This window comes from Methylobacterium sp. CB376 (assembly GCF_029714205.1).
GTDB lineage: Bacteria > Pseudomonadota > Alphaproteobacteria > Rhizobiales > Beijerinckiaceae > Methylobacterium.
This window is the reverse complement of sequence record NZ_CP121648.1, coordinates 3,412,074-3,438,232: the sequence shown is the minus strand read 5'-3', so window position 1 is coordinate 3,438,232 and position 26,159 is coordinate 3,412,074. Positions and strand designations below refer to the sequence as shown.

Sequence of the window (26,159 nt, the reverse complement as noted above, 5' to 3'; positions counted from 1 at the left end):
TCGAGGCCGAGGACAACACCGTGCCGGATCGCGTCGTGATTGCCTGTTCCTGCGAGGGGACCATCCCGCTCGACGCGGAGGCGATCGGCCGCGGCTGCGGCGGCCGGGTCGAGACCGGCGAGGCGCTCTGCACCCGCGAGCTCGACCGCGCGCGCCGGCTCCTCGCCTCCGGCGATCCGGTGACCCTGGCCTGCACCCTGCAGGCCCCGCTCTTCGACGAACTGGCCGAGGAGGTCGGGGCGCAGGACCGCGTCGCCTACGCCAACATCCGCGAGGCGGCGGGCTGGTCCGCCGAGGGCGCCGCGGCCGGCCCCAAGATGGCGGCGCTCCTCGCCGCCGCCGCGGAGCCGATGCCGCCCGCGCCCGTGGTGAGCTTCGAGAGCCGGGGCGTGGCGCTCGTCTACGGGCGGGACGAGACCGCGATCGAGGTCGGGCGCCGCCTCGCCGACCACCTCGACGTCACGGTGCTGCTGACCCGGCCCGGCGACGTGGTGCCCCCGCGCGGGGCGGAGTTCCCGGTCCTCAAGGGCACGATCCGCCGGGCCGGCGGGCATCTCGGCGCTTTCACGCTCGGCATCGACGCCTACGCCCTGCCGCGCCCCTCCTCGCGGGAGCGCCTCCTGTTCGGGGAAGGCCACGACGGCGCGACCTCGACCTGCGACATCGTGATCGACGTCTCGGGGGAGGCGCCGCTCTTCCCGGCCCACGCCCTGCGCAGCGGCTACCTGCGGGCGGATCCCCGCGACCCGGCGGCCGTGGCCGCGGTCTTGTTCGAGGCCTCGCACCTCGTCGGCACCTTCGACAAGACCCGCTTCATCGCCTTCAAGGACGGGCTCTGCGCGCATGCGCGCTCGCGCATCACCGGCTGCAGCCGCTGCCTCGACGTCTGCCCGACCGGGGCGATCGCGCCGGCCGGCGACCACGTGGCGGTCGATCCCTTCGTGTGCGCGGGCTGCGGATCCTGCGCCTCGGTCTGCCCGACCGGCGCGGCCGCCGCCACGCTCCCGCCCGCCGACGCGCTGCTGCGGCGCCTTCGCCGCCTCCTGCGCGCCTACGCGGCAGCGGGCGGGGAGGGCGCCGTGGTGCTCCTCCACGACGGCGATCACGGCGAGGCGCTGATCGACGCGCTCGCCCGCTTCGGCGCCGGCCTGCCGGCCCACGTCCTGCCGATCAGGGTCAACGAGGTGACTCAGGCCGGGCTCGACCTGCTCACCGGCGCCTTCGCCTTCGGGGCGACCGGGGTGCGGCTCCTGGCGCGGGCGCGGCCGAAGCACGACCTAACCCCGCTCCGGGGCGTCCTGGCGCGGGCCGACGCGATCCTGCAGGCGCTGGGCTACGGCCCCCCGGACGGCGCCCCGGTCGTGTCGCTGATCGAGACCGACGACCCGGACGCGCTCGGGGCGGCGCTGGCGGCGGGCCCCCGCGGCACCGCGACGGCCGCGCCGGCGGGCTTCGTGCCGGAGGGGGAGGCGCGCGAGGTGCTGCGGCTCACCCTTCGCGAATTGCACCACGCGGCGCCGCGCCCGGTCGACCGGATCCCCCTCGATCCCGGGGCGCCCTTCGGCGGGCTCGACTTCCGCACCGAGGCCTGCACGCTCTGCCACGCCTGCGTGGGCGCCTGCCCGACCGGCGCGCTCAGCGACGATCCGGACCGTCCGCTCCTGAGCTTCTCGGAGAGCCTCTGCGTGCAGTGCGGCCTCTGCGCCGCGACCTGCCCGGAAGACGTCATCACCCTGGAGCCGCGGCTCGACTTCGCGGCCTGGGCGGCGCCGCGCCGCGTCCTCAAGGAGGAGGAGCCGTTCGCCTGCGTGGCCTGCGCCAAGCCGTTCGGCACCCGCAGCACGGTCGAGCGGATCATCGGGCGGCTGCAGGACAAGCACTGGATGTTCGCCGGGACGGCCGGCCAGGACCGCCTGCGCGCGCTGATGATGTGCGAGACCTGCCGGGTCTCCCACGTGCTCGCCGAGGGCTTCGACCCCCACGCCGCCCCGCCGCCGCGGACGACCGAGGATTACCTGCGCGAGCGGGGCTGAGGCCCGGAGGCGGAGGATAATCCGGGATCCGCTTGATCAAGCGGATCCCGGATCATCGCGTCATCGCGCGCGTGTGAGGGCCGGACATCGGGAGGCGTTCGATCTCTCGGCGCGAGGACGGGCCTGGAGGATCCGGCCCTCACGCCGCCCGCGGGCGCAGCATCTCGACGCCGTTGCCCATGGTGCGGGCGTAGAGGCCGCTGTAGCTCAGCGCCGCCTTGTCCCAGCCGAAGGTGCGGGCCATCGCGGTGCGCCGCATCGTGTTGAGGTGGCGCTTCGACGCGAAGGTGTCGAGGGCGCGGCGGATCGCGCCGGTGAGGCCCTTCAGCGTCGCCTCGCCGAACAGGAAGCCCGTGACCCCGTCCTCCACCGTGTCGGCGAGGCCGCCGACCCGGCGCGCGATCGGCAGCGAGCCGAAGCGCTGCGCGTACATCTGGGCCAGCCCGCAGGGCTCGAAGCGCGACGGCATCAGCAGGAAGTCGCTGCCCGCGAACATCCGGTGCGCGTCGGTCTCGTCGAAGCCGATCCGCACGCCCACCGCCCCCGGGTGACGGCGCGCGAGGTCCATGAAGGCGCTCTCGAAGCGCGGCTCGCCCTGGCCGGTGACGACGAGCTGGCCGCCCTCCGCCACGATCGCTTCCGCCGCCGCGAGCGTGAGGTCGACACCCTTCTGGTGGACGAGCCGCGACACGATCGCGAAGAGCGGGCCGCGCGAGACGCCGAGCCCGAAGCGCTCGCGCACCGCGTCGGCGTTCGCGCGCTTGCCCTTCCAGTCATCCGCCTCGAAGGCGGTGGCGAGATGGGGGTCCGTCCGCGGATCCCAGATCTCGTCGATCCCGTTGAGGATTCCGGTGAGGCGGCCCTGGCCGGCCCGGGTGCGCAGCAGCCCGTCGAGGCCGCAGCCGAATTCCGGCGAGGTGATCTCCTGCGCGTAGGTCTCGCTCACCGTCGTCACGTGCGAGGCGTAGAACAGCCCCGCTTTCAGGAAGGAGAGCTTGCCGTAGAACTCGACGCCGTCGATCTGGAAGGCGCCCTCTGGCACGCCGAGCCGGGCGAGATTCTCCCGCGGGAACAGACCCTGATAGGCGAGGTTGTGCACGGTGAGGATGCTCGGCACCCGCAGGCCCTGCCAGGCCAGGTAGGCGGGGGCGAGCGCCGTCTGCCAGTCGTTGAGGTGGAGGAGGTCGGCCTGCCAGTCCGGATCGGCACCCTTCGCGAGTTCCACGGCGGCGAGGCTGAGGCGCGCGAAGCGCAGGTCGTTGTCGGCGAAGTCGCCGCCCTGGTCGCCGTAGGGCGAGCCCGCCCGGTCGTAGAGCTCGGCGTTGAGCAGCACGTAGACCGGCATGCCGTCCCCGGTCTCGACGAGGCCGAGCGCCGAGGGCGCGAGCCCGTCCCGGCCCGGCAGCTGGGCGACGACCGGGATGTCGGCGTAGCGGTCGACGACCTGGCGGTAGCCCGGGATCAGGATGCGCACGTCGTAGTGCTGGCGCAGCGCCCGCGGCAGCGCCGCCGCCACCTCGCCGAGGCCGCCGGTCTTCAGGAAATCCGCCATCTCGGGCGTGGCGAAGAGGATGCGCTGGCGCAGCGAGCCGGGGCTGCGGAGGAAGGGGGATGGTGACGACGGGACCGGCGCAGGGGAAACGGAGCGCGCGCACGCCGAGCCGATCATCGAGAATGCCCCCACGCCGCGGGCCGCAAGGATGCTGGCGGACGTCGCCACGGCGCCTGTGTTTGGCCGGCAACGCGCGCTTGCGCGTCCGGTTCCGCCGCGTTGCACAATATCGCATCGCAGCAGGGATTCAAGCGTAAATCGCGCGATATCGTGCGAAACCGAGAGTTTCTGACCCGCGTGGCAGAGCTTCGACGGAATTTCCGCGAAGTTTCACTTAAGTGAAGCTAGACATTTTCGGGTGAAAGCGGCTCCCTCAGGAGGACGAGGGCCTCGTCTCCCGCGAGTGCGAGATGGCCGTCGGCCGGCCTCTCGGCGATGCGGCTGCCCGAACTCGACAGCAGGACGCGCCAGGCGTGATCCGGCGGCAGCGGCACGGTGCAAGGGGCGTGCCCGAAATTCAGGAGGATGCGCAGGACCTCGTCCCCGTGCGCGCGCTCGTAGACGAGGACGTCCCGCGCGACAAAGACCGCCCGGTAGAGGCCGAGGCTCAGGGCGGCGTGCTCGCGCCGCAGGGCCAGGAGGCGGCGGTAGAGGGTGAGGATCGAGCCGGGATCGTCGCGCAGCACCTCGACGTTGCAGGTCGCGGCCCCGGGATCGAGCGGCAGCCACGGCTCGGCGCTGGAGAACCCCGCCCGGGGCGTGCGGTCCCACTGCATCGGCGTGCGCGCCGGGTCGCGGCCGCGGCCGGGCTCGTTGCGCTCCCAGGGGTCGCGCGCCCGCCCGGGCGGGATCGGCACGCGGGCGAGCCCGATCTCGTCGCCGTAATAGAGCGTCGGCGTGCCCCGCAGGGTGAGGAGCAGCACCGCGGCGACCCGGGCCTGCGCGGCCCCGACGCGGGCGGCGATGCGCGGCTGGTCGTGGTTGCCGAGCACCCAGTTCGGCCAGCCGCCCTCCGGCAGGGCCGCCTCGTACTCGGCGACGAGCGCGGCGATCGTCTCGGCGTGCCAGCGGGCCTGGATCAACTGAAAGTTGAACGGCAGGTGCGCGCCGGACAGGTCGACGCCGTAATAGGCCATCAGCCGCTCCAGCGGCAGATAGATCTCGCCGATCAGCACCCGCTCGTCGTAGCCGTCGAGCACCGCGCGCATCTCGGCGACGACCTCCATCACCTCCGGCTGGTCGGCGGAGTAGAGGGGCGTGAGGCTGTTGATCTCGGCGTCGCCCGGGACGTAGTCGGGGTTCGGCGGGTTGTCCCGCAGCGCGGCGTCCTTGATCAGGTGCCAGATCACGTCGACCCGGAACCCGTCGACGCCGCGGTCGAGCCAGAAGCGCAGCACGTCCAGCATGGCCCGGCGCACCTCCGGGTTGCGCCAGTTGAGGTCGGGCTGCTCCTTCAGGAAGGCGTGGTAGTAGGACTGACCGGTGGCCGGGTCGAGGGTCCAGGCCGGCCCGCCGAAATTGCCCACCCAGTTGTTGGGGGGCGCGCCGTCGGGCTTCGGGTCGCGCCAGATGTACCAGTCGCGCCGCGCGTTGTCGCGGGAGGCGCGGCTCTCGCGGAACCACGGATGCGCGATCGAGGTGTGGTTGGGCACGAAATCCATGATCACCCGCAGGCGGCGCCGGTGCGCCTCGGCGACGAGCGCGTCGAAATCCGCGAGCGTGCCGAAGAGCGGGTCGATGTCGCAGTAATCGGAGACGTCGTAGCCGTAATCGGCCATCGGCGAGCGGCAGACCGGCGAGAGCCAGAGCGCGTCGACCCCGAGCCAGGCGAGGTAGTCGAGCCGGGCGGTGATGCCCTTGAGGTCGCCGACCCCGTCGCCGTTCGCGTCCTGGAAGGAGCGGGGATAGATTTGGTAGACCGTCCCGGCCTTCCACCAGAGTTCACCGGGCATCGCTCGCCTCCGTGCGCGTCGCGGGTTCAGGGGCGGGGCCGCGTCCGGGCGCGGCGCGCGGGCGGGCTTGCGCGCGGCGCCCGGTCAAGCAAATCGAAACCATGCAAACCGAAAGGGCGGCGGCGGTTCCCGCGCCGCGGCAGGCTAGCCGCCCCCCGTGACGGTTCGCCGACGCTCCCCGCGACCCCGGGGCGTGAGGAACCGCACCGCGGCCACGGCGTTCGTGGGCGATGATCCGCCCTGACTCTGCGGGAAACCCGTCCGAACGGCACGGCTTCCGGGGCGTCGCGACCGTTCATGACGCCTTCAGCCCGCCTCGGCCACAGTCGCGTCGGGTTTCGGTGCCACGTGTCGCGACGGCCACACGCCGGGAGACTTGTCGTCAAGCGCTCCGGCCGTCTCGACATGATGAAAAAGACGTCACACGATGAAGCAGTTCGGCCGATGATCTGCTGCCCGCAACGCGACCAAGAGCGCGGGGCAGAGAAGAGGATCGTCGGCGCTGAAGGGGGTTCCGAGGTGCTGAACGAAGCTCTACTGGCCGGTGATCGGCGACCAGAGACCGCCCCTGCGGCCGAGCCGCAGCTGTTCTGGCGGCCGCCGGCCGCGAGCCCTCCGTCCAGCGCGGACGATGTCTCGCTCCTGCGCGATGCAATTCTGGGCAAGCTCGCCTACGCGCTCGGCAGGTCGCCCGCGACCGCCCGCGACCGCGACTGGTTCGTCGCGACCGCGCTCGCCCTGCGCGACCGGGTCGTGGATGCCTGCCTGGCCTCGGACAGCCCGGCGGTGCCGCCCAAGCGCGTGCACTACCTGTCGCTCGAGTTCCTGATCGGGCGGCTCCTCTCCGACGTGATGGGCAATCTCGGCCTGACCGGGACGGCGCGGGCGGCCCTGGCCTCGCTCGGCGTCGATCTCGACGCGGTGGCGGGCGCCGAGCCCGACGCGGCGCTCGGCAACGGGGGCCTGGGCCGGCTCGCCGCCTGCTTCATGGAGAGCATGGCGAGCCTCGCGATTCCGGCCTACGGCTACGGCATCCGCTACGACCACGGCCTGTTCCGGCAGCTGATCGAGGACGGCGTCCAGCGCGAGGTGCCCGAGACCTGGCTCGCCGAGGGCAATCCCTGGGAGTTCGAGCGGCCCGACGCGGCCTGCCAGGTCGGGTTCGGCGGCGATGTCGCCATGACGGTGCTGCCGGACGGCGCGATCCGCCGCGTCTGGCGCCCGGCCGAGATCGTGCGGGCCGTGCCCTTCGACACGCCGGTGGTCGGATTCCGGGGCAGGCACGTCAACGTGCTGCGCCTGTGGCAGGCGCGGGCCGCCGAGCCCGTCGACCTCGCCCGCTTCAACGGCGGCGACCATGTCGGGGCGATGGCCGAGCGCGACCGGGTCGAGGCGATCTCCCGGGTGCTCTACCCGAGCGACGGCACGCCGGCCGGGCAGGAGCTGCGCCTGCGCCAGGAATTCTTCTTCACCTCGGCCTCGCTGCAGGACCTCGTGCGCCGCCACGTCGTCGAGCGCGGCGACCTGCGCACGCTGCCCGACCACGCGGCGATCCAGCTCAACGACACCCATCCGGCCATCGCGGTGCCGGAGCTGATGCGGCTCCTCGTGGACGAGCACGGCCTGTCCTGGGAGGATGCGTGGCACGTCACCACGCACACCCTCGGCTACACGAACCACACGCTCCTGCCCGAGGCGCTGGAGACCTGGCCGGTCGAGCTGATGGAGCGGCTGCTGCCGCGCCACATGCAGATCATCTACCTGATCAACTGGATGCACCTGGAGGAGCTCTCCAAGCACGGCCGGGTCGATGCGGGCCAGCTCGCCGAGGTCTCGCTGATCGAGGAGACGCACGGCAAGCGCGTGCGCATGGGCCACCTCGCCTTCCTGGGCGCGCGCCGGGTGAACGGCGTCTCCGCCCTGCACACGGAGCTGATGCGCAGGACGGTCTTCGCGCCCCTCCACGCCCTCGACACCGACAAGATCGTCAACAAGACGAACGGCATCACCTTCCGGCGCTGGCTCCACAACGCCAATCCGGGCCTGACCGCGCTCGCCGCGGAGGTGGTGGGCGAGGCGCTCCTCGACGATCCGACCGCCCTCGCCGGGCTCGCCGCGGTCGCCGACGATGCCGGTTTCCAGGCGCGCTACGCCGCCGTGCGGCGCGAGCGCAAGGAGGCCCTGGCCCGGGTCGTGAGGGAGCGCACCGGCATCGCCCTCGATCCGGCCGCCCTGTTCGACGTCCAGATCAAGCGCATCCACGAGTACAAGCGCCAGCTCCTCAACATCCTAGAGACGGTGGCGCTCTACCAGGCGATCCTCGCCGAGCCGGGGCGCGACTGGCCGGCCCGGGTGAAGCTCTTCGGCGGCAAGGCGGCGCCGAGCTACAGCCAAGCCAAGCTGATCATCCGGCTTGCCTGCGACGTGGCCAAGCGCGTCAACGCCGATCCGGCGGTGGCGGGCCGGCTGCAGGTCGCCTTCCTGCCGAACTACTCGGTCAGCCTCGCCGAGGCGATCATCCCGGCGGCCGACCTCTCCGAGCAGATCTCGACGGCGGGGCTCGAAGCCTCCGGCACCGGCAACATGAAGCTCGCGCTCAACGGCGCGCTGACGATCGGCACCCTCGACGGCGCCAACATCGAGATCAGGGAGCATGTCGGGGCCGAGAACATCTTCATCTTCGGCCTCGACGCGGCCGGGGTGCGGGCCACCAAGGCGCAGGGCGGCCACGCGGAGCGGGCGATCGCGGCCTCGCCGCGGCTGGCGGCCGCCCTCGACCTCGTCGCCTCCGGGGGCTTCTCGCCCGAGGAGCCGGGCCGGTTCAGGCCGCTCGTGGACGAACTCGCCGGCCCGGACCGCTACCTGCTGACCGCCGATTTCGACGATTACTGGCGGGTCCAGCGCGCGGTCGACGCCGCGTGGCGCGATCCGCGCGGCTGGTGGCGGGCGGCGATCCTCAACACCGCCCGAACGGCGTGGTTCTCCTCGGACCGCACCATGCGGGAATACGCCGAGGACATCTGGCGGGTGCGGGTCGGCTAAGCATCGTGCGTCGAAGCGGCCACCGGTTCGGCGGCGAACCGAAGCACCGCGTCAGCGAAAACGATGCACGAAGGACAGTGAAGCAGAGTTGCCCGGCGCAACTCCGCCGAGGATCCGGCCGGAGAACCCGACGGGGCGTGCCCCGGCCTCACCCGGCGATGTCCTGCCCGCCGCTCAGCGCTCGGTGAGCTTCAGCTCGATGCGCCGGTTGCGGGCGTAGGCCTCCTCGGTCGTGCCGGTGTCGAGGGGCTGGAACTCGCCGAAGGCGCCCGCGAGCAGGCGCTGGGGCGGGATCCCCCGTCCCACCATGTACTGCACCACCGCGATCGACCGGGCCGCCGACAGCGCCCAGTTCGACGGGAAGGTCGCCGAGCTGATCGGCCGCGCATCGGTGTGGCCGTCCACCCGCAGCACCCACGGGATGTCGGGCGGGATCTGCCGGCCGAGTTCGATGATCGCCACGGCGATGCGGTCGAGCTCCGCCCCGGCCTCGGGCCGCAGCGTGGCCTGACCGGCCGCGAACAGCACCTCCGATTGCAGCACGAAGCGGTCGCCCACGATGCGGATGTCGGAGCGGTTGCCGAGGATCTGCCGCAGGCGCCCGAAAAAGTCCGAGCGGTAGCGGGCCAGTTCCTGCACCCGCTGGGCCAGGGCCACGTTCAGGCGGCTGCCGAGATCGGCGATCCGGGCCTGGCTCTCCCGGTCCCGGGTCTCCGAGGCGGCGAGCGCGTCCTCCAGCGCCGCGAGCTGCTGGCGCATCGCCGCGATCTGCTGGTTCAGGAGCTCGACCTGGGACAGGGCCCGGTTGGTCGCGCCCTTCTCGGCCTCGAGCTGGCGCCCGAGATCGCTCGCCTTGCCCTGCGCGCCCTGGTCGGCCGACAGCGCGTCCTGCAGGCGCCGCCGCTCCGTCTCCGATTCTTGCAGGTTGGCCCGGAGCGAGGCGGCCGTCTCCTCCAGGGTGCGCCGCCCGGAGCGTTCGAGGGCGAGGAGGTCGGTCAGTTCGGCGATCTGCCGGTTGAGCCGGCCCAGCACCGTGTCGCGCCCGGAGATTTCCTGCGACAGGAAGAACTGCCCGGTGACGAAGATCGTCAGCAGGAACACCACCGAGAGCAGCAGGGTCGTCAGCGCGTCGACGTAGCCCGGCCAGACGTTGAGGGCGCGCTCGCGGCGCAGGAGGCGGCCGGCCATCAGATCCCGTCCCGGCGCGTCATCCCACGCGCTCCCGGCCCAGGCGGTCGAGCACCTGCTTGAGTTCGCGCTCGCGGCTCGCCTGGGCCTCGACCCAGTCGCGGATCATCTGCTGCTCGGCGCGCATGTGCTGGACGAGGCCCTGGATGCCCTCGGCGAGGTTCGCCATCGCCTGGGTGCTGGCGCGGCTGTTGCCCGTGCTGTCGCCGACCAGGGCGGAGAGGCGGGTCACCGCCTCGGCGAGGTCGCGCAGGGACGCCTCGGAGCTGCGGTTCGGCGCCTGCGGCGCGCCGGCCGCCTCCGGGCCGGCGCGGGCGACCAGCCAATCCTCCAGCTCGTTGTAGAAGCGCGTATGCGCCTGGCCCGCCTGGAGGTCGAGGAACCCGATGGTGAGCGAGCCGGCGAGGCCGAACAGGGAGGCCGAGAAGGCGAGCCCGATGCCGGAGAGCGGCACCGCGAGCCCGCTCTTCAGCTCGTCGAACATCACGGCGGCGTCGCCCCCGCCGGCGCGCATCGAGCGGATCACGTTGCCGACCGCCGAGAGCGTGTCGATGAGGCCCCAGAAGGTGCCGAGCAGGCCGAGCAGGATCAGGATGCCGGCGATGTAGCGCAGAGCCTCGCGGCCCTCGTCGAGGCGCGAGGCCACGGTGTCGAGGAGCGGGCGGAACCCCGCGGCGGGCACGGACTCGCCCGCGGCGGCGTCGCGGATCACGGGGGCGAGCGGGGCGATCACCCGCGGCTCGCCCGGATTCGTCTCCCGCATCGCCGTGCGGTTGACGAAGCGGATCTCGCGGAACAGGCGCCGCACCTGCCCGAAGGCGAGCAGGATCGCGATGAACAGGACGCCCAGGATCAGGCCATTGAGCCCGGGATTGGCCAGGAAGGCCGGCACGATCTGGCGGTAGAGCACGAAGGCGAGGAAACCGACCAGGATCAGGAACACCGCCATGCGGACGAGGAAGATCCGGGGCGATGTCAGGGGAGGGGACGCAGCACTCGCCGCCATCGCGTGGTTCGTCTCAGCTCGCGTGGGCCGCGGCGGGACTCGCCGCGCGGATCGGTCTCCGGCCCCGACCGATCCCGGGGGAAACCGGCGGCACTGTGCCGATTGGCCGGCCCGGGATCAAGCCGGCGCGGCTTCGGCCGGACCACGTAGGAGATCGGCCGGTGCGGGATCTCGGAGGCTGACAGGGGATCGTCCGGCTCCGACGGTCAGGGGAAAGAGGATGGATGGCGATCGCGCCAGTGCGGCCGATGGCGTTCGAGCGGCGTGCCGACCCGATTGCCGAGGCGCCACCGCACGCGACCGCCGGACCCCGCGCCCCTCCCTCATGCCGAGGAGCGGTGCGGATGCCATGAAGCTGCGGGCTCATGGCCCGCTCTGCGGAGGCGATCCCGGCCGGACAGCTCCGCGGCCTCGTCCAGGTCCTCGAATCCCGGCGGCATGGTCGTCCCGGAGACCGGGAGATCCTCGACCTCTCAGTCCCAGTCCCGGGGCCAGGCCTCCTCCAGGTGCGGCCCGAGCCGCACGGCGTGGACGCGGCGGGCGAGTCCGGTCTCGTCGTCGGTCTCGACGGCGAGTCCGCAGAGCGTGCCCTCGCCGGTCGCCGCCTCCAGCCGCGATCCCGGCGTCTTCTGCAGGAAGCGCCGCAGGGGCTCGTCCTTCTGCATGCCGAGCACCGAATCGAAATCGCCGCACATGCCCGCGTCGGATTGGTAGGCGGTGCCGCCCGGCAGGATGCGGTGGTCGGCGGTGGGGACGTGGGTGTGGGTGCCGACCACCAGCGAGGCGCGCCCGTCGAGGAAGTGGCCGAAGGCCTCCTTCTCGCTGGTGGCCTCCGCGTGGACGTCCACGATCACCGCGTCGGCGGCGCTGCCGAGGGGGCAGGCCGAGACCTCCCGGTCCGCCGCCGCGAAGGGATCGTCGAGGGGATCGAGGAAGATCCGGCCCATCACGTTGACGACGAGGACGCGCCCCCCCGCCCGGGTCTCGATCACGGTGGCGCCGCGCCCGGGCGTGCCCGGCGGGTAATTGGCCGGGCGCACCAGCCGCGGCTGGCGCGCGATGAAGACCAGGGCCTCGCGCTGGTCGAAGGAATGGTTGCCGAGGGTGACGGCGTCGGCGCCCGCGTCGATGAGTTCGTCGCAGATCGCCTCGGTGATGCCGAAGCCCCCGGCCGCGTTCTCGCCGTTGATGACGACGCAGTCGAGCTTCCAGCGCTCCCGCAGGCCCGGCAGCCGCTCCGCCACCACCTGGCGGCCGGGCCGCCCCACCACGTCGCCGAGGAAGAGGAGGCGCATGGCTCAGACTCCGGCGGGCAGGCTGGGGCTCGTGGCGGGCCCGATCACGCCCGCCTCGGTGACGATGTGGTCGAGGCTGTGATCGTGCGGGCCCTCCGGCACCTGCGCGATCTCCTGCACCGCGAAGGCGACGCCGACGGTGAGGATCGGCCCGTCCCGGGACAGATCCGCGAGCGCCCGGTCGTAGTAGCCTTTCCCGTAGCCGATGCGGTGCAGGCGGCGGTCGAAGGCGGCGAGCGGCACCAGCAGGGCCCGGGGCCGCACCTCGGCCGCCTCCGGCCCCGGCTCGCTCAGCCCGAAGCCGCCGGCGCTGAGCGCGTCGTCCTCGGCCACCTGGCGGAAGACCAGGCCGGCCGGCGTGACCTGCGGCAGGGCGACGGCCTGGCCGCGGTCGCGCAGGGCGGCGATCAGCGGGCGCACGTCGACCTCGCTGCGGATCGGCCAATAGGCGCTGACGAGGCCGGCGCCGGCCAGGGCGGGCAAAGCGAGCACCGCCTCGGCGATGCGCCGGGACGCCTCGGCCCGATAGGCCGCGTCGAGCCCGTCCCGCCGCGCCAGGGCCTCCCGGCGGAGGCTGGCCTTGTCGGTCGGGACCAGGATGTCGTCTGTCATGGAGGAGCGCGGAGCCACGAAAGCCGTTGGAGGATCGATCCCGGGAAACCTACAGCGTAGGTGGGCGCCGTGTGCCCCGGTCCACGGACCAGGGCGGGGACAGCTCCCGAGGGAGTCGATAAGGCCCCGGGGATATGTGTCTCCTGACGCACCCCGCAGCCCCGCCCCCCTCATGTAGCGCCGGCGGGCAGCCGGCGCCAGGGGCGAGATGGCGGGCGGGCGTCCCGCTCATGCCAGCCCGGCGAGCGTGCGCCTTGCACGCGCGGTGATCGCCTCGAAGCGGCCTTCGCGGATCTCCGCCTCGGGGGCGAGCCAGGAGCCGCCGACCGCGACCACGTTCGGCAGCGCCAGCCAGGATTTCGCGTCCGCCTCGGCGATGCCGCCGGTGGGGCAGAAGCGCGCCTGCGGGAAGGGACCGGCGAGGGCCTTCAGGGCCGCCTGCCCGCCCGCCGGCACGGCGGGGAAGAACTTGGCGATTCGGAACCCCGCCGCCAGCACCTGCATCAGCTCGGAGGGGGTGGCGACGCCCGGCATGAAGGCGAGGTCGCTCTCCGCGGCGGCCCGCAGCAGGTCCGGCGTGGCGCCCGGGCTAAGGGCGAAGCGGGCGCCGAGCGCCCGGGCCGCCTCCAGGTCGTCGGGCGTCAGCACCGTGCCGATCCCGACCACGGCGTCCGGCACCTCCGCCATGATCGCCCGCGCGGCGTCGCGGGCGACCGGGGTGCGCAGGGTGATCTCCAGGGTCCGGATGCCCCCCGCCACCAGGGCCCGGGCGAGGGGGACGGCGTGGGCGAGCTCCGGCACCGTGATCACCGGGATCACGGGCGACTCGGCCAGCAGGGCTTCGAGGCGGGCTTGGCGGGTCGGCTCTTGGCGGGCCTGATCTTGGCGGGTCGGCTCTTGGCGGGTCGGCTCTTGGCGTGACTGATCTTGGCGGGCCTGATCTTCGCGGGATGCGGCGGGACTCGTCATGCGGGGGTCTCTCCGGGGGATCGGAAGGGCAGGGCGGGCATCGCGGCGGGCGGGATGACGGCGCCGCGATGCCCGATCACCGCGCCCGCGAGGCGGTGGCCGCAGGCCGCGGCGTCGGAGGGCGGCAGGCCGGCGAGCCGGGCGGCGATGTAGCCGGCCGCGAAGCTGTCGCCCGCGGCCGTGGTGTCGACGACGGTCTCGACGGGGCTCGCCGGCACGGTCTCCTCGCGATCCCCGTGCAGGAGCCGCGCCGCCGGAACGCGGGCGCTCGATTCCTTGAGCACGATCTCGGCCCGGCCGCGGTGGCGCAGCACCTCCGCCTCGCCGGTCTCGCCGTAGAGCCAGTCGAGATCCTCGACCGAGGCGAAGATCAGGTCGGCGCGGGCCAGCGCGGCCCGGAAGACGGCGCGCGCCTCCTCCCGGTCGGGCCAGCCGCGGGGGCGGTAATTGGTGTCGAAGGCGACCCGGCCGCCCCGGCCCTGCAGCGCCGCCAGGGTCTCGTCCAGGGCCGCGCGCCCGGCGGGCCCGTAGAGCGACAGGCTGATCCCGGACAGGTAGACGAGGTCGTAGCCGGCGAGCGCCTCCCGGGTCGCCCCGGCGAGCGGCTCGGTGAACAGGTCGCGGGCCGCGGCGCTGTCGCGCCAGTAGTGGAAGCTGCGCTCGCCCGCCGCGTCGGTCCGGATGATGTAGAGGCCCGGCATCCGCCCGGGCAGGCGGCGCACGCGGCCGAGGCCGATCCCCTCGCGCGCCCAGGCTTGCGTCATCTCGTCGCTCCAGGGATCGTCGCCGAGCGCCGTGACATAGTCCACCGTCACGCCGAGCCGGGCGAGGTACAGGGCGGTGTTGAGCGTGTCGCCCCCGAAGCCGCGGCTGAGCGCACCGTCGGGGCGCTCCGCCAGCTCCACCATGCACTCGCCCAGGCAGGCAACCCTCATCCGACGTCCTCCGGTCCCGCCCGGCGAGGCCTAAGCCGCCTCGCGGGCTTGTCAACGCTGCGCGGCGTTGCCCGCGTGGGCTCCCACCCGGGCGGGATGCTTGCGCATTCCCTGCGAACAAGGCCATAGATGCAGGCCACCTGACCTTACGGGAGCTTCAGACGGCATGCCAACCTTCCGTCTTCGCGTCGCCGCACGCGGCCGGCACGGCACGGTCGGGCGCGCCTTGCGCGACGTGTCCATCGAGGCGGCGAGCGTCCGCGAGGCCTCGGCCCGCGCGCTCGGCCGGGCCGACGAGTTCTTCTGCGACGAGGCCAACCTCGCCTGGCTCACGGACGATGCCGGAAACCTCGTCTGGACCCTCCCGATCGAGGAGGCGGAGCGGGCCGAGGCGTGACCGTGCGAGCGCCCCGGCGCCAATCCTGCGCCGCAGCGCCTTTCTGGCGCCGCAGCGCCTTTCTGGCGCCGCAGCGCCTTCCTGGCGCCGCAATGGGACGGCGAGTGCGGGGAGCGAGCGCTGCCAGGCGCGCCGGACCCTTCCCGATGAGACGATCCCTCCTCGCCCTCGGTCTCCTGCTGCTGACGGGTCCGGCCCTCGCCGACTGGCGCTACTGCCTCGCCCGGGGGCCGCAGCAGGTCGTGTATGTGTCGCTGCCGTTCACGACCGTCGACGCGATCGACCGGGTGGGCGCGGCCTTCGCGCACGCCCTCGACGAGGAGCGGCGCGTCCACGACCCGGTGCAATGCCCGCGGGCCGACGGGGCCCTGGCCCTGCGGGCCATGCGGCAGGCCGCGCTCCGCTTCAATCGCGAGGAGGGGCAGGCCGTCGTCGAACTCGACTGGACGCCCGAGCGCGGATCCCGCTCCGCCCAGGCCTCCCGGTGAAGGCGGCCGCCGCGCCGCGGTGAATTCCCGTGCCGATTGTGGACGCGGCCATGGCTCGGCTAAGACTCTCGTCCGGCACCGGCCTTGCGGGGCGCGAACCGGGCCCAGCACGGCACAGGAGGGACGACGTTGCGCAAATACTTCGGAACCGACGGCATCCGGGGCCGCGCGAACGGCGTCATCACCCCGGAACTGGCGCTCAAGGTCGGGCAGGCCGCCGGGTTGCTCTTCCAGCGCGGCGACCATCGCCACCGCGTGGTGATCGGCAAGGACACCCGCCTCTCCGGCTACATGATCGAGACCGCGCTCGTCGCGGGCTTCACCTCCGTGGGCATGGACGTGCTGCTGCTCGGGCCGATGCCGACCCCCGCCGTGGCGATGCTCACCCGCTCGATGCGCGCCGATATCGGGGTGATGATCTCGGCCTCCCACAATCCCTACGAGGATAACGGCATCAAGCTGTTCGGGCCGGACGGGTTCAAGCTCAGCGACGAGGTCGAGCACGAGATCGAGCGCCTGCTCGACGCCGACCTGCAGAAGCGCCTGTCGGGCTCCGCCGATCTCGGGCGCGCCAAGCGGATCGAGAGCGTGCACGCGCGCTACATCGAGTTCGCCAAGCGCACCCTGCCGCGCAGCATCACCCTGGAGGGGCTGCGGGTCGTCGTCGACTGCGCCAACGGCGCCGCCTACCGGGTCGCCCCCGAGACCCTGTGGGAGCTGGGCGCGGAGGTGATCGCCATCGGCACCGAGCCGGACGGGTTCAACATCAACCGCGACGTCGGCTCGACGGCCCCCGACGCCCTGGTGCGCAAGGTGCGCGAGCTGCGCGCCGACATCGGCATCGCCCTCGACGGGGACGCCGACCGGGTGCTCGTCGTGGACGAGAAGGGCCAGCGGGTCGACGGCGACCAGCTGATGGCCGTGGTCGCCCGCTCCTGGAAGGAGGACCAGCGCCTCACCCAGCCCGGCATCGTCGCCACGATCATGTCCAATCTCGGCCTCGAGCGCTATCTCGGCGAGCTCGGCCTCGGCCTGGTGCGCACCGCCGTCGGCGACCGCTACGTGCTCGAATACATGCGCGAGCACGGTTACAATCTCGGCGGCGAGCAGTCCGGCCACATCATCATGTCCGATTACGCCACGACCGGGGACGGGCTCGTGGCGGCCCTGCAGCTCCTCACCGTGGTGCAGCGCCAGCAGCGGCCGGTGAGCGAGGTCTGCCACTGCTTCGACCCGCTGCCGCAGGTGCTCAAGAACGTGCGCTACCGGGCGGGCGAGCCGCTGCGCCAGGATTCCGTCGTCACCGCCATCGAGGGCGCGCGCCAGCGCCTGGGCAATGCCGGGCGGCTGGTGATCCGCCCCTCCGGGACCGAGCCGGTGATCCGCGTGATGGCCGAGGGCGACAACCGCGACCTCGTGGTCGAAGTCGTCGACGAGGTGGTGGAAGCCCTGCGGCAGGCGGCGGCCTGAGCGCCGCCCGGCGGCGCGGACACGCGCCGCGTGGAGTGCACCCCTGCAGTAAGCCTAAGGTTTAACGTTAAACGTAAGTTTACTTCTTGCGTCGAAAGTCATGACGCTATCCCGGAGGGGCCGCCTGAGGTGCAGCACGGCCCTGAGATCAAGGATTCGTCATGGGCCGCTCCAAGCCACGCGCGCTGGCGCGCATCGTCACGCTCGCGGCGGGCATCGGCGTGCCGGGCTTCGTCCACGCCGCCGACCTGCTCCCGCCCCCGCCGCCCCCTCCGCCGCCCGTCGAGGTCGGCGGGGGCTGGTACCTGCGCGGCGATGTCGGCGTCGGCATCACCGACCTGCGGCAGACCATCGCCGAGGACGTCACCGTTCCGGCCAAGCCCTACAAGTACAAGACGATCCAGGATCACCTCTCCGACCAGTTCTTCATCGGAGCCGGCGTCGGCTACCAGTTCAATCCCTGGCTCCGCGCCGACATCACCGGCGAGTACCGCTCGCAGGCGGATTGGCGGTTCGTGTCCAAGGACGTGTCGCCGGGCGTGGGCCCGGGCCAGAACCTGTACAACCGCGACACCGGCAAGCTCTCGACGGTGGTGTCCCTCGCCAACGTCTACGCCGATCTCGGCACGTGGTACGGCGTGACGCCCTTCATCGGCGCGGGCGTCGGCGTCGCGCACCACATGTTCGGCAGCGTCACGGACGAGGGGCTGGGCGACGCGGCGGGCGGGTTCGGCTACGGCCCGTCGAACGCCAAGACCAACCTCGCCTGGGCCGTCCACGCCGGTCTCGGCTACGCGGTCTCGCCGAACCTGAAGCTCGAACTGGCCTACCGCTACCTGAACATGGGCGAGGCGCGCTCCGGCCGGCTCGACTGCTTCCCCGGCTGCGTGAATCCGCCGCTCAGCACGGTCTACACGCTCAAGGACATCGAGTCCCACGACATCAAGATCGGCATGCGCTGGATGCTCGGCGGGCCGGTCGTGGCGCCGGTACCGGTCCCGGTCGCCAGCTTCGAGCCGGCGCCGCCTCCCGGGCCGATCGTCCGCAAGTACTGAGCGAGGATCCGGGCCGGATCATCGCGATCGCGCGGCGCCGTCGGAGGGCGGCGCCGCGCGTGCTCGTGCGGAAACCGCCGTCACGGCCGGCCCGGACGAGGTCGGATTAGGGTTAATCCCTCTCTAACCTTTGTAGTTTACGACATTCCGCTGTGGTCCTGACCGCCCTGCCGCGGGCCGCCAGAGGAAGAGGGTGATCGCATGCGTGGATGGCCTGATTGCCGGCCGGCGATGGCGCTGGGCTTCGTGCTGCTGGGCGCGGCCGCCGCCCAGGCCGCCGACCTGCTCCCGCCCGCCCTGCCGCCCGCGCCTCCCCGCCGGCGCCGGTCGAGATCGGCGGCAGCTGGTACCTGCGCGGCGACTTCACGGCGAGCGACTTCAACCGGCCGGGCGACGACACCCTGCCGGGCACGCCGGGCGCCAAGCTGGAGAATCTGCGCCTGGGCAGCAGCCAGGGCGGCGGCGGCGGCATCGGCTACCGGGTCAACAGCTTCCTGCGGGCGGACTTCACCCTGGACGCGCGCGGGGGCACCCGCTTCCACGACACCAGCTCCCGCACCCGCTACGTCGAGGGCTTCAACGAGGAGGGCGGCAAGCTCGACGTGCTGACCGGCCTGTTCAACGTCTACGCCGACCTCGGCACGTGGTGGGGCTTCACCCCCTATGTCGGCGCCGGGGTGGGCTTCGCCGAGAAGCGCTTCCACGACGGCTGGACCCAGACCACCTGCCTCACGGTCACCTGCGGCGACACGCAGCCCACCTACGTGATCGGGCCGCAGACGCGGGACGCCCGCGCGAGCCGGACGATCACGACCTTCGCCTGGGCGGCGATGGCCGGCCTGTCCTACGATTTCGGCAACGGCCTGAGCCTCGACGCCAGCTACCGCTACCTCGACATCGGCAAGGCGCGGACCGGCTTCGACGCCTATAGCGGCAACACGCGCCTGAAGGACATCACGGCGAACGAGGTCCGGGTCGGCCTGCGCTGGGCCTTCGGCGCGAAGCCCTTCGGGGATCTCATGGGCCCGCCCGGCGCCTACTGAGACGGGATCAGCTTGATCGAAGCGGATCCCGGATCACGAGCCCGCGCGGCGCCTGAGCGAAGCCGACATCCGCATTGCGAAGCAATCAACCGGATGTCGTATGAGACGGGATCCGCTCGATCGAAGCGGATCCTGTCTCCGCAAGCCCGCGCGGCGCCCGAGCCAAGCCGACATCCGCCATCCCGAAGCGACCGAGCGGATCGGGCATGGCTCAGGAGATCAATCCGTTCACCGCAGAGGCCCGGAGCCCCCGCTCCGGGCCTCTCGCTTTCGAGATTGCGGCCGCGAGGAGGTAGCGGCGCAAGACTATCTTAAGGTTACCAGCGGATTATGCGGCATCGAGATCCACTACCGAAGCCGACGCACCCGTCGGGGGACCGCCCTCATGCGTATCGTGACCTCAACTTTGCTCGCGGGATTGTGCGTCTGCGGCCTCACACCGGCGCGCGCGGCCGATCTCGATTTCGCCACGCTGCGCGGCACGAGCTACGACGCGCCCGCGCCGGCGGGGAACTGGGACGGGTTCTACTTCGGCGGCCATGGCGGCTGGACCAGCACCAGCTTCGGCTTCGGCAGCGTGTTCCAGGCCCCGGTCGCCAATTACCTGCGTCAGACGAAGTTCGAGTCCGATCTCAACGCCTCGACGCTCCTGCATCCGGGATCGATGCGGCGCGACAGCACGACCTTCGGCGCCTACGTGGGCATCAACTTCCAGCTCGACGAGTTCGTGGCGGGCGCCGAGCTCGACTACACCCACCTGAGCGCGCGCGGCTGGACCTCGGACGAGATCGGGCGCGCGATCGTCGGCAGCGACGGCTGGTGGCGCGCCGTCTACCTGACCGGCAATGCGAGCACCCGCATCGACGATTACGCCACGCTGCGCGCCCGCTTCGGCTACGATGCGGGCAATTTCATGCCCTTCGTCACCGGCGGTTTCGCGATCGGGCGGGCCCAGATCAGCGAGACGATCGGCGTTCAGCCGATCGAGTACGATCAGGCGACCTACAAGAGCAATCAGAGTGCGGCGAGGCCTGCTTACGTCAACTATTCCGGCTACAGCAATTTCGATCAGACGAATCCCGGCGCGAGCACTCCGAGCGCGCCCCACCTGCTGGTCCGCTCGCGGGAGAAGATCGTGGGCGGCATCGCGGCCGGCGCCGGCATGGAATTCGCCATGACGGCGAACATCCTGCTCCGCGCGGAGTACCAGTTCGTCCAGTTCAACGACTTCGACGGGCACAAGGCGAACATCAACACCGTGCGCGGCGGCGCGGCGCTGAAATTCTGAGTCCCGCCTTGCGGGCGGGCCCGAACCGTCCCAGTCTCGCGCCCCGCCCGAGGGGGCGAGGCACGGGGTTCGGGCCATGCGGCGTCTCTCCGGCAAGGTCGCGCTCGTCACCGGCGGCGCCCGCGGGATCGGGCTCGCGACCGCGCGGCGCTTCGCCGAGGAGGGCGCCGCCGCGGTGATCCTCGCCGACATCGACGCCGAGGCCGGCGCCCGGGCCGCCGCGACGAACCCGGTCTTCCGCTTCGCGCCCCTCGACGTGACGCAGGACGCGGCGTGGCAGGACGCCACCGACGAGGCGGTCGCGCGCGAGGGCGGGCTCGACGTCGTCGTCAACTGCGCCGGCATCGCGGTCGTGGCGACGATCGAATCCGTGACGCTGGAGCAGTGGCGCCGGGTGCAGGCCGTCAACGTCGACGGCACGTTCCTGGGCTGCCGCCACGCGGTCCGGGTGATGAAGCCGCCCGCGGGCCGCGGCGGGGCGATCATCAACCTGTCCTCGGTCTCCGGCATCATCGGCGGCCACAACCTCGCCGCCTACAACGCCTCCAAGGGGGCGGTGCGGCTACTGACCAAGTCGGTGGCCCTGCACTGCGCCCGGCAGGGCTACGGGATCCGCTGCAACTCGATCCATCCGGGCTTCACCGAGACCGACATGCTGCACGACCTCGCGGCGGGCGGGCGGGACCCGGAGGTCCTGCGCGAGCGCCTGCGCGCCTCGGTTCCCCTCGGCCGCAACGCCCGGGCCGACGAGATCGCCGCGCTCGCCGCCTACCTGGCGGCGGACGAATCCGGCTTCGTCACCGGCGCCGAGCTCGTCATCGACGGGGGCGTCACCGCGCAGTGAGCCGGAAACCATAACGGGCGATCGCGGGCGCCGCTTAACGCTCCGCTGGCCCGGGCCGGCGATGCTCCGGGCGGTCCCGGAGACTCCGCCCGCGGGACCCCGCCCGTGAGACCTCGCCCGTGAGATCTCGCCCGTGAGACCTGGCCCGTGAGACCTGGCCCGTGAGACCTGGCCCGTGAGACCTCGCCAATGCGTCGCCCGCTCCTGATCGCCGGCCTCCTCGCCGCGCTCGCCGCTCCCGCTTCGGCGGACGGGATGCCGGAGGTGCCGTTCCCCCGCCATCCGGCCGGCGCCCGGCCGCACCCGGCCCGAGTGCCCGCCTCCGCCGCGGCCTATCCCCGCCCCGTGCGCGACGGCTTCGGCCCGCCCCCGCCCGGTCCTGGCGCGGCCCGATCCGGGTGCAGCCGGTCGGCTACGGCGAGACGGACGGCGCGGTCTACCACGCCTGGATGCCCCGCAACGACCGCCTGCCGATCTACAACGAGCCGCCGCCCGTCTTCCCCGAGGAGTGAGGCGGCACGCCGCGACGGCCCCGTCCCACCGGCCCAGGATGCTGACGCAGCGGGCCGTCGACCCTCTCGAATGGCCGGCGCCGGCCGCTGGCTCGACGACAATTCGAGATCCGACCCAGCGGTCACGGGACATGACCGTCGGGATCAGGTCTCCAGCTCGCTGTCCCAGTAGAGGTAGTCGAGCCACGTGTGGTGGTACTGCCGGTGGTCGAATTCGGGCTGGCGGCGGTGCAGTTCGTAGCGGCTCGGCCGGCGCGGCGGGTTGAGGAGGGGCATCTCCGCCTCCTCCGGCGTGCGGTTCGCCTTGCGCAGGTTGCAGGGGCTGCAGGCCGCCACGACGTTCTCCCAGCTCGACTGCCCGCCGCGCGAGCGCGGCACCACGTGGTCGAAGGTCAGCCCGCCGGCCGGGAGCCGGATCCCGCAATACTGGCAGCTGAACGTGTCGCGCAGGTAGATGTTGTAGCGCGTGAAGGCGGGCGAGCGGGCCATCGCCACGTAGTTCTTCAGCGCCACCACGCTCGGCACCTTGAGCGAGCGACTCGGAGAGCGGGCCTCGACGTCGTAGCTCGCCACCAGGGTGACGCGATCGAGGAACAGGGCGGTGAACGCGTCCTTCCACGACCACAGCGAGAGCGGGTTGTAGGAGAGCGGCCGGTAATCCGCGTTCAGCACGAGGGTTTGAAGATCCAGCATCATCCTTCCCTGGCAACTGGCCGGAAGCGGCGAGGGGGCCCGGCGGGGAGCCGGGTCTCGCGACGCTCGCGGAGGGAGGAGATGGGGCGCATCGCCTACCTCACGCTCTGTCCGGGGGGAGTGAGGGGACACGGCGGAAGGCCGGCACGGCCGCCCGGCGGGCGGTTGCCGCGGATCGTCGGAGCCCGGGATCGTGCCGGGCCTCTGTGCTGCTGGACCGAGATGAGCGACGCCATCGGCTCACAGCAGACCGGAAGGGCCGAGTCCATTGCGCACTCATTCTAGAAGCACCATGACAGGGTTGTGAAGGTTCGGGGCCTCGCCCGCGGTGTCGCGCCCCCAACTTGTATCGGTGCCCGCGCGGTCGGGGGCCGGCGATTTTTCGCCCCATTGCGAGGCGATGTCCGGGCGCCCCTCCCGCCTCCGCTGCGTTAGGGTCCTGTGGCCCGGGGCCGTCGCGGCTCCGGGCCGCCGCGGCGGGGGCGGGGGCGCGGGGCGGGTCCGCCCCGTGCTCGCCCGTCAGCCGAGAAGGATCGCCATGACACCGTTGCGCCGTTGGATCGCCGCCCTGCTGGCCCTCGCCGTGCTGGCACCGGGCCTCGCGGCCGCCCAGCCGGGACCCGCGGCGAAGCCGGACGCCAAGGCGCCGGCCGCCGCGCAGGCTCCCGCGGCGCCGGCCGGCGCGGCGGCCGCGCCGGATGCCGCCCCCAAACCCGCCGACGCGCCGAAGCCGCCGCCGACGCCGATCTCCGAGCAGATCAAGCAGATCCGCGCCCAGCTCGATTCGGAGAAGGCGGATCTCGACCAGCGCGAGCAGGCCCTCACCCACCACGACCTCAACAAGGACGACCTCGCGCTCCTGCGCGAGGGCATCGACCCGGTCGCCGAGCGGCTGCGCCACGTCATCGAGACCCTGACCCCGCGCCTCGACGCCGCCAAGGAGCGGCTGAACCAGCTCGGCCCCAAGCCGAAGGAGGGCGCCGAGGCCGCCGACGTGGCCCAGGAGCGCGCCCAGCGCGAGGCCGGCGTGGCCGAGGTCGACGAGACGATGCGGCTCGCCCGCTCGCTCCTCGTGCAGAGCGACCAGATCATCGACCAGATCAGCAACCGCCGCCGCGCCGCCTTCACGCGCGCCCTGTTCGAGCGCACGGACGGGCTCCTGAGTCCGCACCTGTGGACCCGGGCCGCCTCCACCCTGCCGCGCGACCTCAAGACCGCGCAGGCGGCGCTCGACGACACCATCGCGCAGCTGCGCCGCAACGCCACGCCTTTGCGCCTCGTCGTGGTGGCGCTCGCCATCGGGATCTCGGTGGCGCTGTATGTCGGGCGGCGCCACATCGCCCCGCGCCTGGGGCGGCGCGACGCGCGCGCCGACGCGGCCAAGGCGCCCTCCCGCCGCGCCAAGGTCCTGGCTGCCTGGCGCGTCGTGCTGGCCGGGGCGGTCCCGGCCGTCGTCGGCAGCTTCGTGGTGGGCATCGCGATCGAGGCGACGGAACTCGTGCCGGAGCGCCTGACCGACGTGGTGCACGGCATCCTGGCCGCGCTCGCCTTCGTGGCCCTGGTCGAGGCGGTGACGGACGGGCTGCTCTCGCCGGACAAGCCCGACTGGCGCCTCGTCGCCATGGAGGACGCGACCGCCGAACGCCTGGTCCGCCTCGTCGTCGGCATCGCCTTCGTGATCACGATCGGGCGCACCATCGAGGAGTTCAACGAGACGATCGCGGTCGGCCTGCCGATCAGCATCGTCACCCGGGGCGTCTTCGCGGCCGTCGTCGCGGTGGTGCTGGCCGAGGGCCTGCGCCGCTTCGCGGCCCGGGCGGAGACCGAGGAGGCCTGCCTCGGCCCCTACATCGCGGCCGAATCGAGCTCCGGGATCGGCGGCCCCCTGCGCATCCTCGGCTGGATCATCGCCGCGTCGGTGGGGGCCTGCGCGCTGACCGGCTACATCGCGCTCTCGTCCTTCCTGATCGACCAGCTGATGTGGACCGCGATCGCGGTCGCCCTGCTCTACCTCGCCATCACCAGCGCGGACGCCTTCATCGGCAGCACGCTGCAGAACGACTCCCACATCGCCACCGTGCTCCAGGCCAATACCGGCCTGCGCAAGAAGTCCCTCAACCAGATCGCGGTGCTGATGGGCGGCCTCGTCCGGGTCGCGCTGATCACGGCGGCGGCCGTGCTGCTGCTGGCGACCTGGGGCGTGGATTCGACCGACATCTACGCCTCGTTCCGGGCCGCCTTCTTCGGCTTCAAGGTCGGCGACGTGACGATCTCGCTCTCGACGATCGTGTTCGCGCTCGGCCTGTTCATGCTCGGGCTGGCCATCTCCCGGGTGGTCAAGAGCTGGCTGGAGAACACCTACCTGCCCGCCACCGACCTGGACCCGGGCCTGCGCAACTCGATCGCCACGGTCACCGGCTACGTCGGCTTCCTGGTCTCCCTCGCCATCGCCTTCTCATATCTCGGGCTCAGCCTGGAGAAGATCACGATCGTGGCCGGCGCCCTGTCGGTCGGTATCGGTTTCGGCCTGCAATCGATCGTCAACAACTTCGTCTCGGGCCTGCTCCTGCTCTGGGAGCGGCCGATCCGGGTCGGGGACCTGGTGGTGATCGGCGACAACGAGGGCTACGTCCGGCGCATCAGCGTGCGCTCGACGGAGATCCAGACCTTCGACCGCTCCTCCGTGATCGTGCCGAACTCGAACCTGATCTCCGGCGTGGTGAAGAACCGGGTGCGGGGCGACCGGACCGGCCGGGTGACCGTCACGGTGAGCGTGCTGCGCAACCAGGACCCGGTGCGGGCGGCCGAGCTGATCGCGGGCTGCGCCAAGGCCCATGCGGACGTGCTGAAGGAGCCTCCGCCCCGCGTGGTCTTCCGCAAGATCGGCGATCCCTACCTCGAATTCGAGCTGATCGCGATGATCAACGACGTCGGCCTGCAGCTGAAGGTGCAGAGCGACCTCAATTTCGCGGTGTTCAAGACCTTGTCGGACGAGGGATTGATCCCCAATCTCGGGCCCGGATCGAGCATCGTCACCGTGCAGGGGCTGGAGCCGGTCCGGGACGCCCTCGGGCAGATCGCGCAGGGCCTGGTGCCGGCGATCATCCCGGCGGACGAACCGGCGCCGCGCGCCCCGGCCGCGGGCGAGCGCCGCCGGAGCCCCGAGACCGTGCCGTGAGACCTGCCCTGCCGCCCCTCCGTTTCGCCGCCCTGGCCGGGCTCGCGCTGGCGCTCGCCTCCTGCGCGGGGAACGAGGTCGCTCGCCAGACGCCGCCCGGACCGAGCCTGTACTGGCCGATGACGAGCGCGAGCGCGCAGCTCGACCTCGACACGGCCCGCGACATGATCGGTGCCTACCGGCGCAACAAGGGTCTGCCGGCCCTGGCGCTGGATCCGGGGCTGCAGCGCCTCGCCGAGACCGAGAGCGCCGCGATGGCGGCGGCGGACCGCCCGAGCCAGACCGACATCGTCCGCACGGTGGCGGCCCGGATGGGCTTCGCGGCCCCGCAGGCGAATCTCTCGGCGGGCTACCACACGCTGGCCGAGGCCTTCTCCGGCTGGCGCGACAGCCCGGCGCACAACGCGGTGCTGCTCTCGCCCGAGGCGACCCGCATGGGCATCGCCACCGCCTACGCGCCCGGCTCGAAGTACAAGGTCTACTGGACGCTGCTCGTGGCGAAGTAGAAGGGGGCCGAGCGGAGCGTGTCGCGCCGGTCACCGGTGCTCGGGGCGCAGAGGACCTCGGCACGCCAAGGGCGGCATCCTCGAAGTTCACCTGATCGGAT

Annotated in this window: 20 protein-coding genes and 1 other RNA gene; 11 read left to right on the top strand and 10 right to left on the bottom strand. The window is 72.4% G+C overall.

Annotated elements, in window-relative coordinates:
• The first annotated feature begins 20 nt into the window (after nt 1-20).
• Nucleotides 21-2,033, top strand: a complete 2,013-nt coding sequence (locus QA634_RS15615) for a 4Fe-4S binding protein (RefSeq protein ID WP_012332889.1) — start codon at nt 21-23, stop codon at nt 2,031-2,033.
• 139 nt (nt 2,034-2,172) lie between these two features.
• Here the strand turns inward: QA634_RS15615 and glgA are convergent, their stop codons facing one another.
• Nucleotides 2,173-3,702, bottom strand: coding sequence for a glycogen synthase GlgA (gene glgA / locus QA634_RS15610; protein ID WP_012332888.1), 1,530 nt, complete (start codon nt 3,700-3,702; stop codon nt 2,173-2,175).
• A 227-nt stretch (nt 3,703-3,929) separates the two neighbouring features.
• Nucleotides 3,930-5,537, bottom strand: a complete 1,608-nt coding sequence (locus tag QA634_RS15605) for an alpha-amylase family glycosyl hydrolase (RefSeq protein ID WP_012332887.1) — start codon at nt 5,535-5,537, stop codon at nt 3,930-3,932.
• A 519-nt stretch (nt 5,538-6,056) separates the two neighbouring features.
• On the opposite strand from QA634_RS15605, the gene QA634_RS15600 reads away from it, so the two are divergent.
• On the top strand, nt 6,057-8,579 hold the full coding sequence (locus QA634_RS15600; protein ID WP_012332886.1) for a glycogen/starch/alpha-glucan phosphorylase: 2,523 nt from the start codon (nt 6,057-6,059) through the stop codon (nt 8,577-8,579).
• Between the two features lie 174 nt (nt 8,580-8,753).
• On the opposite strand, the gene QA634_RS15595 is transcribed toward QA634_RS15600, so the two are convergent.
• The 7 genes from QA634_RS15595 to QA634_RS15565 all read right to left on the bottom strand — a co-directional run bounded on the left by QA634_RS15595 (nt 8,754) and on the right by QA634_RS15565 (nt 14,584).
• Entirely contained in the window at nt 8,754-9,767 is a 1,014-nt protein-coding gene (locus tag QA634_RS15595; protein ID WP_012332885.1) for a peptidoglycan -binding protein, read from the bottom strand.
• A gap of 19 nt (nt 9,768-9,786) precedes the next feature.
• Nucleotides 9,787-10,773 carry a MotA/TolQ/ExbB proton channel family protein gene (locus QA634_RS15590; protein WP_012332884.1) on the bottom strand — a complete coding sequence of 329 codons (987 nt, stop codon included), beginning with the start codon at nt 10,771-10,773 and terminating at the stop codon, nt 9,787-9,789.
• 473 nt (nt 10,774-11,246) lie between these two features.
• Complete coding sequence (locus QA634_RS15585; RefSeq protein ID WP_012332883.1) at nt 11,247-12,068, bottom strand: TIGR00282 family metallophosphoesterase; 822 nt, start codon at nt 12,066-12,068, stop codon at nt 11,247-11,249.
• A gap of 3 nt (nt 12,069-12,071) precedes the next feature.
• Complete coding sequence (locus QA634_RS15580; RefSeq protein WP_012332882.1) at nt 12,072-12,680, bottom strand: 5-formyltetrahydrofolate cyclo-ligase; 609 nt, start codon at nt 12,678-12,680, stop codon at nt 12,072-12,074.
• A gap of 7 nt (nt 12,681-12,687) precedes the next feature.
• Nucleotides 12,688-12,845, bottom strand: a non-coding RNA gene (gene ssrS, locus QA634_RS15575) — 6S RNA.
• A 63-nt stretch (nt 12,846-12,908) separates the two neighbouring features.
• Entirely contained in the window at nt 12,909-13,649 is a 741-nt protein-coding gene (eda, locus tag QA634_RS15570) for a bifunctional 4-hydroxy-2-oxoglutarate aldolase/2-dehydro-3-deoxy-phosphogluconate aldolase (RefSeq protein ID WP_012332881.1), read from the bottom strand.
• Nucleotides 13,646-14,584: a sugar kinase gene (locus QA634_RS15565; protein WP_012332880.1), complete on the bottom strand. Its 939-nt coding sequence runs from the start codon at nt 14,582-14,584 to the stop codon at nt 13,646-13,648. Before QA634_RS15565 ends, eda begins: the two co-directional genes overlap by 4 nt.
• A 166-nt stretch (nt 14,585-14,750) precedes the next feature.
• Here QA634_RS15565 and QA634_RS15560 point away from each other — a divergent pair, with 166 nt between their 5' ends.
• The 7 genes from QA634_RS15560 (at nt 14,751) to QA634_RS15530 (ending at nt 21,169) form a co-directional block, all read left to right on the top strand.
• Nucleotides 14,751-14,981 carry a hypothetical protein gene (locus tag QA634_RS15560; protein WP_012332879.1) on the top strand — a complete coding sequence of 77 codons (231 nt, stop codon included), beginning with the start codon at nt 14,751-14,753 and terminating at the stop codon, nt 14,979-14,981.
• Between the two features lie 146 nt (nt 14,982-15,127).
• Entirely contained in the window at nt 15,128-15,469 is a 342-nt protein-coding gene (locus QA634_RS15555) for a hypothetical protein (RefSeq protein WP_012332878.1), read from the top strand.
• 129 nt (nt 15,470-15,598) lie between these two features.
• Nucleotides 15,599-16,939 carry a phosphoglucosamine mutase gene (glmM, locus tag QA634_RS15550; RefSeq protein WP_012332877.1) on the top strand — a complete coding sequence of 447 codons (1,341 nt, stop codon included), beginning with the start codon at nt 15,599-15,601 and terminating at the stop codon, nt 16,937-16,939.
• 161 nt (nt 16,940-17,100) lie between these two features.
• On the top strand, nt 17,101-17,994 hold the full coding sequence (locus QA634_RS15545; protein ID WP_012332876.1) for an outer membrane protein: 894 nt from the start codon (nt 17,101-17,103) through the stop codon (nt 17,992-17,994).
• 218 nt (nt 17,995-18,212) lie between these two features.
• Complete coding sequence (locus QA634_RS15540) at nt 18,213-19,037, top strand: outer membrane protein (protein WP_283027506.1); 825 nt, start codon at nt 18,213-18,215, stop codon at nt 19,035-19,037.
• A gap of 385 nt (nt 19,038-19,422) precedes the next feature.
• Nucleotides 19,423-20,325, top strand: coding sequence for an outer membrane protein (locus tag QA634_RS15535; protein ID WP_012332874.1), 903 nt, complete (start codon nt 19,423-19,425; stop codon nt 20,323-20,325).
• Nucleotides 20,326-20,401: 76 nt separating this feature from the next.
• On the top strand, nt 20,402-21,169 hold the full coding sequence (locus QA634_RS15530; protein WP_012332873.1) for a glucose 1-dehydrogenase: 768 nt from the start codon (nt 20,402-20,404) through the stop codon (nt 21,167-21,169).
• Nucleotides 21,170-21,825: 656 nt separating this feature from the next.
• Here QA634_RS15530 and QA634_RS15525 read toward each other — a convergent pair.
• The gene (locus tag QA634_RS15525) at nt 21,826-22,374 is read right to left on the bottom strand and encodes an HNH endonuclease (RefSeq protein WP_018260512.1); all 549 of its coding nucleotides are present in this window, start codon (nt 22,372-22,374) and stop codon (nt 21,826-21,828) included.
• A gap of 538 nt (nt 22,375-22,912) precedes the next feature.
• Here QA634_RS15525 and QA634_RS15520 point away from each other — a divergent pair.
• Together QA634_RS15520 and QA634_RS15515 are read left to right on the top strand one after the other, a co-directional pair.
• Nucleotides 22,913-25,552 carry a DUF3772 domain-containing protein gene (locus tag QA634_RS15520; protein WP_012332870.1) on the top strand — a complete coding sequence of 880 codons (2,640 nt, stop codon included), beginning with the start codon at nt 22,913-22,915 and terminating at the stop codon, nt 25,550-25,552.
• Nucleotides 25,549-26,058, top strand: coding sequence for a CAP domain-containing protein (locus QA634_RS15515; RefSeq protein ID WP_012332869.1), 510 nt, complete (start codon nt 25,549-25,551; stop codon nt 26,056-26,058). Before QA634_RS15520 ends, QA634_RS15515 begins: the two co-directional genes overlap by 4 nt.
• Nucleotides 26,059-26,159 lie beyond the last annotated feature (101 nt).